The organism is Sphingomonas sp. PP-CC-1A-547 (assembly GCF_003610375.1).
Taxonomy (GTDB): domain Bacteria; phylum Pseudomonadota; class Alphaproteobacteria; order Sphingomonadales; family Sphingomonadaceae; genus Sphingomonas.
Genome location: NZ_RAPZ01000010.1, coordinates 475,510 through 488,247 on the forward strand (window position 1 = coordinate 475,510; position 12,738 = coordinate 488,247).

The 12,738-nt window shown below is 62.9% G+C and carries 11 protein-coding genes and 1 tRNA gene; 7 read left to right on the forward strand and 5 right to left on the reverse strand.

All coding sequences use genetic code 11. From position 1 onward, the window contains the following. Nucleotides 1-162: 162 nt before the first annotated feature. Nucleotides 163-957: a metallophosphoesterase family protein gene (locus C8J39_RS02970; protein WP_120299222.1), complete on the forward strand. Its 795-nt coding sequence runs from the start codon at nucleotides 163-165 to the stop codon at nucleotides 955-957. A 199-nt stretch (nucleotides 958-1,156) separates the two neighbouring features. Then, on the forward strand, nucleotides 1,157-1,390 hold the full coding sequence (locus C8J39_RS02975; RefSeq protein WP_176501462.1) for a hypothetical protein: 234 nt from the start codon (nucleotides 1,157-1,159) through the stop codon (nucleotides 1,388-1,390). 607 nt (nucleotides 1,391-1,997) lie between these two features. Here the strand turns inward: C8J39_RS02975 and C8J39_RS02980 are convergent. Further along, the gene (locus C8J39_RS02980) at nucleotides 1,998-2,594 is read right to left on the reverse strand and encodes an FKBP-type peptidyl-prolyl cis-trans isomerase (protein WP_056062122.1); all 597 of its coding nucleotides are present in this window, start codon (nucleotides 2,592-2,594) and stop codon (nucleotides 1,998-2,000) included. A 127-nt stretch (nucleotides 2,595-2,721) separates the two neighbouring features. Continuing rightward, on the reverse strand, nucleotides 2,722-2,928 hold the full coding sequence (gene rpsU, locus C8J39_RS02985) for a 30S ribosomal protein S21 (RefSeq protein ID WP_055878578.1): 207 nt from the start codon (nucleotides 2,926-2,928) through the stop codon (nucleotides 2,722-2,724). A gap of 177 nt (nucleotides 2,929-3,105) precedes the next feature. Here rpsU and cysS point away from each other — a divergent pair, with 177 nt between their 5' ends. Further along, nucleotides 3,106-4,536, forward strand: a complete 1,431-nt coding sequence (gene cysS / locus C8J39_RS02990; protein WP_120299223.1) for a cysteine--tRNA ligase — start codon at nucleotides 3,106-3,108, stop codon at nucleotides 4,534-4,536. A gap of 349 nt (nucleotides 4,537-4,885) precedes the next feature. Beyond that, complete coding sequence (locus tag C8J39_RS02995; protein WP_120299224.1) at nucleotides 4,886-5,824, forward strand: D-2-hydroxyacid dehydrogenase; 939 nt, start codon at nucleotides 4,886-4,888, stop codon at nucleotides 5,822-5,824. Here the strand turns inward: C8J39_RS02995 and C8J39_RS18620 are convergent. Next, nucleotides 5,818-5,982, reverse strand: coding sequence for a hypothetical protein (locus C8J39_RS18620; RefSeq protein ID WP_165895094.1), 165 nt, complete (start codon nucleotides 5,980-5,982; stop codon nucleotides 5,818-5,820). The genes C8J39_RS02995 and C8J39_RS18620 overlap by 7 nt on opposite strands. 204 nt (nucleotides 5,983-6,186) lie before the next feature. Here C8J39_RS18620 and C8J39_RS03000 point away from each other — a divergent pair, with 204 nt between their 5' ends. The 3 genes from C8J39_RS03000 (at nucleotide 6,187) to C8J39_RS03010 (ending at nucleotide 7,989) form a co-directional block, all read left to right on the forward strand. Continuing rightward, nucleotides 6,187-7,560: a class II 3-deoxy-7-phosphoheptulonate synthase gene (locus tag C8J39_RS03000; RefSeq protein ID WP_056486578.1), complete on the forward strand. Its 1,374-nt coding sequence runs from the start codon at nucleotides 6,187-6,189 to the stop codon at nucleotides 7,558-7,560. 84 nt (nucleotides 7,561-7,644) lie between these two features. Next, nucleotides 7,645-7,719: transfer RNA gene (locus C8J39_RS03005), tRNA-Glu, on the forward strand. Nucleotides 7,720-7,731: 12 nt separating this feature from the next. Continuing rightward, on the forward strand, nucleotides 7,732-7,989 hold the full coding sequence (locus C8J39_RS03010) for a hypothetical protein (protein WP_132833293.1): 258 nt from the start codon (nucleotides 7,732-7,734) through the stop codon (nucleotides 7,987-7,989). A 108-nt stretch (nucleotides 7,990-8,097) separates the two neighbouring features. Here the strand turns inward: C8J39_RS03010 and yghU are convergent, their stop codons facing one another. Beyond that, nucleotides 8,098-8,991, reverse strand: a complete 894-nt coding sequence (yghU, locus tag C8J39_RS03015; RefSeq protein WP_120299226.1) for a glutathione-dependent disulfide-bond oxidoreductase — start codon at nucleotides 8,989-8,991, stop codon at nucleotides 8,098-8,100. A 244-nt stretch (nucleotides 8,992-9,235) separates the two neighbouring features. Next, nucleotides 9,236-12,541, reverse strand: a complete 3,306-nt coding sequence (locus C8J39_RS03020; protein WP_165895108.1) for a TonB-dependent receptor — start codon at nucleotides 12,539-12,541, stop codon at nucleotides 9,236-9,238. Nucleotides 12,542-12,738: the final 197 nt, after the last annotated feature.

The following is a 12,738-nucleotide window of genomic DNA, read 5'->3' on the forward strand; positions in this document are numbered from 1 at the left end:
ACCGCAAGCCCCGCGCGCCCTGTCGCGGCAATGCGTCACACCCCGTCGCGGCGATGCGTTGCGACGCCTGCCAGAACATCCTATGCGATCGCATGCGCCCGCGCGATCGAGTGACGCGTTCGATCAGGTCCCGTACATCTTCCTCCCCACATCGATTGCAGCATGATTTCAAAGCTTTTCAAGTCCCGTAGCGTTGCCAAGCCGACTCAACCGCAGGTTCCTCCCGGTCGCCGCGTTTATGCCGTTGGCGACATTCACGGCCGCGCCGACCTGCTCGACGAACTGATCGGGTTGATCGAGGCGGATGAACGCGAACGCGGTGCAGCGGAAACGACCTTGATATTCCTCGGCGACATCGTCGACCGGGGCCCCGCCTCGGCGGCAGTGATCGATCGGTTGCGCGCGCTGGCGCATGCCCGCCCCGACCGCCCCGACGTCCGCTTCCTGCTCGGCAATCACGAGGAGATCTTCCTCGGTGCGCTCGACGGCGAACCCAAGGCACTCCGCTTGTTCTGCCGCATCGGCGGGCGCGAGACCGTGCTGAGCTACGGCATGGAGGCCGCGGAATATGAGCGGCTCGACTATGAAGAGTTGGTGCAACGCCTCGAAACGCTCGTCCCGGACGAACACCGCGAGTTCTTGCGCAAGTTCGAGGACATGATCGTGATCGGCGATTACGCGTTCGTTCATGCAGGCGTGCGCCCCGATACGCCGCTCGACCTTCAGCGCACTTCGGACCTGCGATGGATTCGCGACCCCTTCCTCGATCATCGCTCGACGTTGGAAAAGACGATCGTCCACGGCCACACCATGACCGACGAAATCGAACGGCGCGGGCACCGAATCGGAATCGACACCGGCGCCTACGCATCGGGCCGTCTGACTGCGCTGGGCATGGAAGGTGCAGAAACTTGGACGCTTCAGACCGGCACCGCGATCGGACCGAAGACGAACTGACGCGTCTCACCGCGAATATCATGCGGTTTGCACGCGAACGCTTTCTTCGTGGCGCGCCTCCGCTATAGAGAAACAGCGGAAGTGTGTGTTGCACCGCCGCAACAGTGCGATCCTCTTCGCGTTGTTACAAAGGGCCTTAGTTGCGTTGGGTAAGGTTATATGCCATTGCCTGCCGCGACGAGCACAAAGGGAGTTCATCATGCGTCTTGGGAAGTATCTCCTGACCGCAGCAGCAGCCACGATGGCAGTTGCTCCGGCCATGGCAGCACCGGCAAATCTGTCGGTTGCACATTCGGTCCGTTCGGGTTCGGTTTCGGCTGACAAGAACGAGCTCGCTGGCGGCGGCATCATCGTTGCGGTTCTCGCAGCAGCTGCAGTTATCGCCGGTATCGTTATCGTTGCAGACAACGACGACGATTCGGACAGCAACTAAGTCTTACGACTTTAGTTCGAGAAATAGCGGTCTTCGGGCCGCTATTTTTTTGTCTGCCGTTCTGAGGACAGGCGGGCCAGCGCGTGCCGAAGCACAATGTGCTGCCGTGTTACGCTTAGAACTCAGCTCCCGATCTGCTCCATACCGTCGATGGCCAAAGGCGTTCGGTAGGCTCCGGCTGCGCTATTCCGTGCAACGCGGACTAGAACCCACGCTTTCTCAGAATGGGTGAGCATGAGATGGCATCAGCCTCAGTGCCGAGCGCCGAAACAACACCTGCAATAGCGTATCGCCGCGCTGGTTAACCGAAGGACCGCCGAACTAACCGACCTTGCAGCACGCGATTGCCGGGCAGGTTAGCCCGATTCCCTCTGCGCCACCCTCCCCTGCGGAAGCCTCTCACCCCTAGGGCGGCCGATCCTCTACGGAATCAGGCCAGCCATCTTATCGGCAGACGGCTTGCCCGGCTGGCCGACCGAGCAAGTTTACGCATAATTAGCGAGACGCATCGACTGAACGCAAAACGCGCCTCGCAATGAAGCGAGACGCGTTGCAAATCCAATATTTTGGCGCGGTACGGGTTCAGACCCATACCCCCCACCATCACTTACTGCGATGGCGGCGTCTGCGCGCCACCGGGCATACCGCCCGGCGCACCGCCTGGCATACCACCAGGAGCGCCGCGACCCATCTGCGCCTGCGCCTGCATCTGCTGGACCACGCTCTGCGGCAGGAAGTCGAGCAGTTCGACGTCGAACACCAGCGTCGAATTCGCCGGGATCGGACCGTTAGCCTTGTCGCCATAGCCAAGCGCCGGCTTCATCCAGAAGCGGTACTTCGACCCCTTCGGCATCAGCTTTAGCGCCTCGGAGAAACCGGGGACCACGCCGGTGACGGGCATCGGCGTCGGCTGCTGCGACTTGTCGAAGGTCGTGCCGTTGAGCAGCTTGCCCTCGTAATTCACCAGCGCGACATCGGCGTCGGTCGGCTTGGCCGCACCGGGCTTGCCGGGCGCGATCACCTTATACTGCAGGCCGGATGCGGTAACGACCACGCCCCGCGCGCGCGCATTGCGGGCCAGGGGATCATCACCCTGACGCGCCAACGCAACCGCGGCGATCAGCGCAAGCGCGATACCGACCCAGAGATAGACGAGGTAGCTGCGCTTGGTTGGCTGCAGCGGCACTGCGGTGACGGTCGACATCGGTTCAGGCCCCGGTCATCTGGTCACGCCGGAGCGCCGCGCGTGCCGTTGGAAAGCAATTGGGGTGCCGATCACGACACCCCGAACTATCGACCCACCCGCTCGCCGGGTACGGCCGACAAAAATCTTAGCGTGCGCCGTCGCGCTCTGCGCGCTTGCGGTCGAGCTTGCGCGAGCGACGGATCGCTGCTGCACGCTCACGTGCGCGCTTCTCGGACGGCTTCTCGTAATGCCGGCGCAGCTTCATCTCGCGATACACGCCCTCGCGCTGCAGCTTCTTCTTAAGCGCGCGAAGGGCCTGGTCGACGTTGTTGTCGCGTACGATGATCTGCATAAACCCGATAAGCTCCGGACGAATAGATTTTTGCCGTCGCGAACAGGTCCGCGCCGCATGAACTGGTGCCCCTATCAGCGGAGCGCCGTCGTTTCAAGCCAAACCACGTATTCCGGCGGGTCTGCCCGGCATGTCAGCGCCTTTGCGGGAGGGCCCATGCAGCGCTAAGAGCAGGCCATGACCCGTATCCCCCTGACACTGTATAACAGCCTCTCGCGCCAGCTCGAGACCTTTCAGCCGATCGATCCGACCGATGTCGGGCTCTACACCTGCGGGCCGACCGTCTATAATTACCAGCATATCGGCAACATGCGCGCTTTCCTGTTCGCGGATACGCTAGGTCGCGTGCTGCGGTGGAAGGGCTGGCCGACGACCCACATCATCAACATCACCGATGTCGGCCACCTGACCTCCGACGCCGATGTCGGTGACGACAAGATGGAGAAGGCCGCCGCCGCACAAGGACGCTCGATCTGGGAGATCGCGGCCTATTATACCGACGTGTTCAAACGCGACGTCGCGCGCCTCAACATCGTGCCGCCGGCCCGCTGGGCGGTCGCGACGGATCACATCGCCGAGATGATCGCGTTCGCCGAGCAGATCGCGCCGAAGCATTGCTACACACTCGACAGCGGGCTGTATTTCGACGTGACGACCGTCCCGGACTATGGTCGCCTCGCACGGGCTGCGACCGATGATGTCGAAAGTCGGATCGAGCCGGTCGCCGGCAAGCGCAACCCACAGGACTTCGCGATCTGGCGTACGTCCACGCCCGGCGAGAACCGCCAGATGGAATGGGATTCGCCTTGGGGTCGCGGGGCGCCAGGTTGGCATCTCGAATGCTCGGTGATGAGCAAGCATTACCTCGGCGCGCATTTCGACATCCACACCGGCGGGATCGACCACCGCGAGATCCACCATCCCAACGAGATCGCGCAAAACCAGGCGCACTGCGATTGCGCGGATACCGGCGCAAGCGTCTGGATGCACAACAACTTCCTCGTCGAGCGCGCGGGCAAGATGTCGAAGTCGACCGGCCAGTTCACGACGATGCAGACGATCGTCGACCGCGGCTTCCACCCCCTCGCCTACCGGTTGATGTGCCTCCAGGCGCATTATCGGAGCGAGCTGGAATTCTCTTGGGAGAATCTGGCCGCGGCGGCGATCCGCCTGAAGCGCATGGTGCAAGCGGTCGAGACGTTGCGCGCTCGCGAGCCCGGCGGCCCATCGGGTAGCGCGCATGCCTATGCCGACCGACTGGAGGAGGCGGTCTCGGACGATCTCGCCACGCCGCGCGCGCTGCCGATTCTCGACGAACTGCTCGCGGACAAACGGGTCGCGCCTGCGGACCGTGTCGCTGCGCTGGACGATTTCGACGCGGTACTCGGGCTGGACCTGGCGACGATCAGCCGCGAGGACCTGCGGATCCGGCCGATCACGGCGACGATCGACGAGGATGCGATCACCGCACGGCTGGCGGATCGCCGCGATGCGCGCGCTGCGAAGGACTTCGGGCGATCGGATGCGATCCGCGACGAACTCGCCGCCGCGGGTGTCGAGGTGATGGATGGCGATTCGCTAGGTTGGGACTGGAAGATCGCGCTCTAACCACGTTTCTTGAAGCGCCCGCTTCACCGTGCGCCAGAGCAACTCCGCATTGCTTCTTCATCCAAAGCTTGTTCGACGGCTATTGCCCCGAAGAAAGGATGCGGCCGCGTTCGAACGACAGTCTGTCCGTTCTTGTTCTCCCGCGAAGGCGGGAGCCCAGCCTGGGTCCCCGCCTTCGCGGGGAAACACGCTACTTGGTCTCCAGAGGATAAGGGCGGACTGGTTCTGGGGCTCGCCGCTTAACAGATCGCAGGTGTTCGAGTGAGCGGCACCGTGAATGCCGGAACAGGTCCGGTATGACGAAAGCGGGTTGACTTGACATGCCTCGCGGTACGCCGATGTTCTCCGGATGAAAGCCGTTCTCCCAGCCGCCGCTCGCCCGCTCCTCGAACCGCATTTGCCTGGGGACCTAGACGTCGCCTGGTTCGCCAAGCCGGACGAAGCCAACGCGATGATCGCAGATGCGGATATCGCCTGGGTGGACATGCAGCCGACCGAACTCGTCGCCGACGCGATCCGCCATGCCGGGCCAAACCTCAAATGGGTCTCGACGATCTATGCCGGGCTCGACGCGTTCCCGCTCGACACTCTGCAGGAGAACGCCGTTACTTTGACCAATGGTGCCGGCATCAACGCCGTCGCGGTCGCTGAATATGCGGTGATGGCGGTGCTCGTCGCCGCCAAGCGCTTCGATACCGTCGTCCGCGCGCAGGACCGTCATGAGTGGTTGAAGGACGCGCCCGGCAAGATCGAACTCGCCGGAACCAAGGCACTTGTCATTGGCTATGGCACGATCGGCAAGATGATCGGCGACCGATTGACCGCGTTCGGGGTCGAGGTCACCGGCGTAACGCGTACCGGCCGCGATGGCACAGTCACGCCCGACGCTTGGCGGGATCGGCTCGATGCGTTCGACTGGGTAATCCTCGCCGCGCCCTCGACCAACGCGACGCACGCGATGATCGGTCGCGAAGAGTTACACCGGATGAGGCCGTCCGCCTGGCTGATCAACATCGCGCGCGGCGACATGATCGACGACGATGCGCTGATCGCGGCACTGACCGACGGGACGATTGCCGGGGCCGTGCTCGATCCGACCAGCCCGGAGCCCCTGCCCGCGGATCATCCGCTTTGGTCGACGCCTAACGCGATCGTCACGATGCACCTGTCGGGCCGTAGCCAGACGACGATGTTCGCTCGCGGGGCGACACTATTCCTCGACAACCTCGCGGCGTTCCTTGCCGACTGCCCGATGAAAAACGTCGCCGATCTCGACGCGGGTTACTGACCGGTCTGCGTCGTGGCTGAGCGGGAGCTACGATTGTAGCTTTTGATTCCACGGCGACGAAGTTTGTCGGCACGGCGGCGACGCGAGTACATGATCAGGATCGGTACGCCGACCAAGATGCCCCCGCCGATAATCGAAAGCGCGATGATGATACGCATTGGCATGTCCATGTGGGGACCATGCCGATTGGACAGCGAAGACGCCATATATTTTTTAATCCACGATGAATGGATTTAGCGCTCACATCCGGTCGAACCGACCTGCGCAGCATTTCGCCGCTGCCGGCCAAGCTTTACTTCGTTGCGCAAAAAGGCGTTTTCGCGCATTGCCATCGTCACAATTCACCAATCGGACGACATGATATGGCCGCGAACTGGGCCCCCGACAGCTGGACGCGTCACGAAGCACGGCAGCTCCCCACCTATCCCGACGCCGCAGCGCTGACCGCCGCGACCGATCAGCTGGCCACGTTCCCGCCGCTCGTCTTCGCCGGTGAAGCCCGTAACCTGACCGCGTCGCTCGCTGAAGTCGCCGCCGGCAAGGCGTTCCTGCTGCAGGGCGGCGACTGCGCCGAGTCCTTTGCCGAGCATAGCGCGAACAACATCCGCGACACGTTTCGCGTCATCCTGCAGATGGCGGTCGTGCTCACCTTCGCGTCGAAGCTCCCGGTCGTGAAGCTCGGTCGCATGGCGGGGCAGTTCGCCAAGCCGCGCTCGACCGATACCGAGACGATCGGCGGCGTCGAGCTGCCGTCGTACCGCGGCGACAACGTCAACGACATCGCGTTTACCGCCGAATCGCGCGCGCCCGATCCCCAGCGGATGATCCGCGCCTATTCGCAGTCGGCCGCCACGCTCAACCTGCTCCGTGCGTTCGCGCAAGGTGGTTATGCGAACCTCCATCAGGTCCATCGCTGGACGCACGACTTCATGGGCCGCAGCCCCTGGTCGAAAAAATACGCCGAGACCGCGGACCGGATCGGCGAAGCGCTCGAGTTCATGGCGGCCTGCGGAATCGATCCCGAGACCGTGCCGCAGCTTGCGCAGACGCATTTCTACACCAGTCACGAGGCACTGCTGCTCCAGTACGAGCAGGCGCTGACCCGGCAGGATTCGCTGACCGGCGACTGGTACGACACCAGCGCGCATTTCCTGTGGATCGGCGATCGCACGCGCTTCGAGGGCTCGAGCCATGTCGAGTACCTCCGCGGCATCGGTAACCCGATCGGTATCAAGTGCGGCCCGAGCCTCGAGCCCGACGCGCTGCTGCGGATGCTCGACACGCTCAACCCCGGGCGCGTACCCGGCCGGATGACGCTGATCACGCGCTATGGCTATGACAAGATCGAGGCGAACCTGCCCCGACTGGTCCGTGCCGTCACGCGTGAGGGCCACCCGGTGGTGTGGAGCTGCGACCCGATGCACGGCAACGTCGTCAAGGCCGCCAACGGCTACAAGACGCGGCCGTTCGATCGCATTCTCGCCGAAGTCCGCGGCTTCTTCGCGGTCCACCGCGCGGAAGGCACGCACGCCGGCGGTATCCACGCCGAGATGACCGGTCAGAACGTGACCGAGTGCACCGGCGGCGCGGTCGACGTGACCGAGCAGTCGCTGGCGGATCGCTATCACACCCACTGCGATCCGCGCCTCAACGCCAGCCAAAGTCTGGAGCTTGCCTTTCTACTGGCGGAGATGCTCAACGAGGAAATGGCCGAGCGCAAGAAGGTCGCCGCCTGAGAAAAATGCTGCGGGCGTTCAAGAATGTTCGGCAACTGTCTTGACGCCCGCCACCCCATTCCGTAGACGCCCGCTTCTGCTAACGGCCCCTTCGTCTAGCGGTTAGGACGACGCCCTCTCACGGCGTAAGCACGAGTTCGATTCTCGTAGGGGTCACCAGCTACTGCTTCCTTGGCGGAAGCGTACAGCCAACCTCGCAATCCGCGCGCAGCAGGGTTTTTTCCTTTGCCGTCGATTGTTGCCGACGCGTATTTCAAAACGAAACGCTTTCGTGTCGAGTGGGAAACCGATCGATCGATGGCCCGCGTCTCAACGCTGCAACAGTCCAGACCGGTCGCCTGCGCCATCATCGAACGCTTCACCGCCGCGGTGATCAAGCGCAAAGTCGGACCCGCGCGGCTCGTCATTCAAGGCATGGCAGACGGCTAAGCAACGCTGAACCGGATCGATGCCGCGGCAGGCATCGATCCGAGTCGCTCTGATTGCGTCGCGAAGGCGATGACCGGGTAACGACCGCTCAGCGCCTTGAGTGAAACGTCACCTCGCCGCGCTATCCGTCGCTGCGGCGTCAATCTTGTCCTGCGTCCGCGTATCGAAATCGCCAGCGTCGTGGCGCTCGGGGAGCTGACTAGAAGGATCACCCATCACGCGGTTGACCATCCGCCCTCGCGCCACTGCGGGCCGCGCGGCGATCAGGTCGGTCCAGCGCAGGACGTTCTTGTAGTCGTTTACCTGAAGGAACTCCGCGGCCTCGTAGACCAGTCCCTTCACCAGAGCACCGTACCAAGGCCACACCGCCATGTCGGCGATCGAATACTCGTCGCCGCCGACATACTCGCTTTCGCCCAGGCGTCGGTCGAGAACGTCGAGTTGCCGCTTCACCTCCATCGCGAAGCGGTCGATCGCATATTCAATCTTAACCGGCGCATACGCGTAGAAATGCCCGAACCCGCCGCCAAGCATCGGCCCCGCCCCCATCTGCCAGAACAGCCACGAGAGCACCTCGGCACGCTTGGCGCCATCGGTGGGCAGGAACGCACCGAACTTATCGGCGAGATAGACCAGGATCGAGCCAGACTCGAAGACCCGGATCGGGCTTTCACCACTGCGATCGACCAGCGCCGGAATCTTCGAATTCGGGTTGGCCTCGACGAAGCCGCTGCCGAACTGGTCGCCGTCCATGATCTTGATCAGCCAGGCGTCATATTCGGCACCCGTGTGACCAGCAGCGAGAAGCTCCTCGAGCATCACCGTCACCTTCACCCCGTTGGGCGTCGCCAGCGAATAGAGCTGCAGCGGATGCTTGCCCACCGGCAGATCCTTGTCATGCGTAGCGCCGGCGATCGGGCGGTTGATGCTGGCGAACCGGCCTCCGCTCTCCTTGTTCCAAGTCCAGATTTTCGGCGGCGTGTAATTGGCGGTCTCGGTCATTAGGATTCTCCGCGTGGGGTTATTCCTTGTCGGCGCCGTGAGCCGTTGCGGAATGTGACGCAAGCGCGGAGTACATTTGGTGAGCTGGTTTGCACGTGATCCGACGTGCGCCGCAGTGCCGCAGTGCCGCAGTGCCGCCACCACATCGCCATGGCGCCGCTGACGCAACAAGGGGCGCCCCGTACGACCGGGACGCCCCAAGAGATTAAATCAAGCCAACCAGACCAGCCGGCCGGTTATCGCCTTACTTGATCGCGACGCGGATCGAGAAGGTGAAGCGGCGATCGTTGATGAACCAGTTGCGTGGCCGGGTCAGCAGGTCGTCGTTGATGACGTACGACGTCCGCGTCACCGAGTTCGTCAGGTTCACGCCCTGGAAGCCCATCCGCACCGCCGGCGTGATCGCATAGAAGACCGACGCATCGAGCTGCCCGTACGACTCTGCATAGACCGGCGCGAACGGCGTGATCACATCGCGGATCGTCAACAGGTTCCGTGACCGCCAGTTATACGCGGCGCGCAGTTCCAGGCCATTGCGCTGATAGAACGGCCCGATATTGAACTGGTACTTCGACAACCCCTGCAACGGCAGCTTCCCGGTATCGACGGAGGAGATGATCCCCGCCGTTACGTTCGGATCGTTCGGGTCCAGCTGTTGCTGCGACACACCCGTCGAATGCACATAGGTGAAGTTCGCCGAGAGCCCGAGCCCGCCTAGCACCGACGGCAGGAAACCATAGGTCTGCTGGTACCCGACCTCGAACCCGCGAACCTTGCCCGTATCCGCCGAGTTCAGCGGCGTCGTGACGATGGCATCGAACGTCGAGCCATTGTTGGTGAACGACAGGCGCTGCGTCCCGACCGACTGTACGCCGTACAGGTTCTTCGCGAACGCCGAGAAGGTCAGCTGACCTACGCTCGAGAAATACCATTCCGCGGTCAGATCGTAATTGTCGGCGCGGACCGGCTTGAGGTTCGGGTTGCCGACGTCGAAGATCGCCACCGGTCCGCCGTTGAACAGGATCGTCTGGTCGCTGGTCGTCAGCCCGATATTGTAGAACGACCGGGTCTGCCCGAAATCGGGCGGTGCGACGCTTTTGTTGAACGCCGCGCGGAACTGCAGGCCACCCCCTACCGCCAGCTTCACGTTGAAGCTCGGCAGGAAGTAGTCGTAGGTCAGCTTGGTGTTGTTCGGCACAAGATTGCCGTTCTGGAACGCCACTGCCGCTGCGCGGGTCGCGTCCGGCAACGCACAGAACCGCGAGATTGCAGTGCCGTTGGCGGGTGGAACGCAACTGAACGACTGGTTCGGGAACGAGAAGAAGCCCGACGAGATACGCCGTGTCTTGGTGTAGCGCACGCCGACATTGCCGCTCAGATTCCACCCGTTCGACAAATCGTTGCCGAAGCGGACTGCGAGATAGGCGGCGTTGTTACGCTCGCTGACCGGATTGACCTCGCCCGGACGGAACGGCGTCCCAGCAATCACGCCCGAACGCTGCGCCAGCGGCACCCAGCCATCCGCGCCCGAATTGGTCGATGTGAAATTACGCCATTCGTGCGCGATCTGGCTGATCTGCTGGACCGCGGCACCATAATCCTGAAGCTGGCTGCCCGGATAGAATACACGGCCACCGTTGGACGCGTCATTGGCCTGCCCACGGAAGAAATTGTCGTAGGTGAAGGCCTGTTGCGGCCCCGGCGCGCCCGCGTCGCGGGTCGTCGGATTGCCATCGATCGGGCGGTCGAACCATACCGGTCCGCCGGTCGACCCCGGTGCGGTCATGCTGCCATCGCCGCCGCCCCAGATCTCGCTCAACACGCCCCAGTTATACGCGGTCGACCGCGCTTCGTTCTGGCGATCGGAGAAGCGATAGCCGGCGCGGATCGACGTCAGCCAGCTTTCCTCCGGGAACGAATAGTCCAGATCGATACGCGCGGCGTCTTCGTTGCCCTTGCTGTCCTCGATATGGTCCATCGCCGACCGGTAGAAGCTGTTATACGGGTCCGCGTAGCTCGGATGCGCCGCATTCTGGTAGTTGTTGGCGCCATTGGTAACGGGAATGAAGTTCACATAGGCCGGGTCGCTGCCGTTCAATCGGATGTCGGCATTCTGGTAGGTCGTCCCCCAGACGGTGAGATCGGTAACGTTTACCTTCGACCAGACGTGCTGGTAATCGACGGTCACGCCCAGACGCGTCATCGGCTGCCACTTGAAGTTGAAGCTGGCATCGTTGGTGATGTAACGTGCCGTGTTGCCGCGCGCGATGTTGTTGCTCTGCAAGCCATTGGTCGGCGTACGCATGTCGCTACCCTGATCGGCGCGATAGCCGTTCGGACCGGTGATGAGACCGCTGGTGAACGCATTGTCGTCGTCATACGCGAAGCTCGTGCCGGGGAATGGCTGGGAGTCCCCCGCGGTCAAAACGTTGTCGGTAGCGACTTCGATCGAGTTCTCGGTCCAGGCCTCGCGCGAATCCGCGCGCAAGAACTGCGCGGTCGCGGTCATCTTCTCGTCGTTGCTCCGCCACTGACCAGCCGCCGAGTACCCGTAGCGCGTACGGTTGAATTCCTGGCTGCGGATCGCCGCACCGCGCGGCACGTACACGGTCGTCCCGACGTTCGGAAGGTTGTTGGCGCCGAGCGGCTGTAGCAGGTCGCCCCCGCTCGTGAGTACCCGTTCGCCCCAGTTCGAGATCTGGACACTGTCCGCGCGTGAGCGAACCTGCGAGCGCACGAAGCTGCCGAGCAGGCCGAACTGGCCGATGCCGGTGTGCCAGCGATCGCTGGCGAGGACCGAAACGGTCGGCGACGACTTCCTGACGAAATCTCCGTAGTTGTTCTCCAGCGTGCCGCCCAGCGAAAGCCCGGTGGAATCGAACGGCAGGCGAGTCCGCAAATTGACCGTACCGGCAATGCCCCCTTCGATCATGTCGGCCGACGGGCTCTTGAACACATCGACGCCGCCCAGCAATTCCGACGGGACGTCGGCGAACGACAGGCCACGACCGTTGTTCGCACTGAACGAATCGCGGCCGTTGATCTCGGAGCGCGTGTAGGTGAGACCGCGAACGACGACACCCGACCCTTCCGTCGAGAAGTGGTCCGGATCGACGCCAGCGGAGAAGTGGCTGATCGACACGCCCGGAACGCGCTGCAATGCTTCGGTGACCGAACGGTCCGGCAATGCACCGATATCCTCAGCCGAAATCGAGTCTACGACGACTTCGGAATTCTTCTTGATCGCCTGCGCGCTTTGCAGGCTGCGACGAATGCCGGTGACCACGATGTCCTGGTTGGCCGCCTCACTCTGCGGTGTCGCGGTCGATTGCTCGGCCTGAGTCGGCCTAGCACCGCCCGAAGGAACCTGCGCGTTTGCGGAAGGCTGCGCCTGCCCCGAAACGGACGTATCCGCACTGGCCGCCGCCGCCCGATCTGAAGGTGCGGTACGGTCAAGCGCCGCCGCCGTCGGCGTGCTCTGCGCGGGAACCGGCTCAGCTTGCTGGGCCTGCAACGCTTGCGGTGCGGCGGCCAAGCAGAGCGCGATCAACGATGCCCCGCCTTTCAACGCACCAACACGACGAGACGCAACTAGGATATTCGCAGTGGTCATGACGTTTGGCATCCCCTTTACAGATAGCGCTATCATTTGTTGGCGCGCTTTATCTGCTGTGCGAGGTAGCGTCACACGAATGTAACAGCTACATAAAAGGTTAAGAACGTTCGGAAATGAGCGCGTAGTTGCTA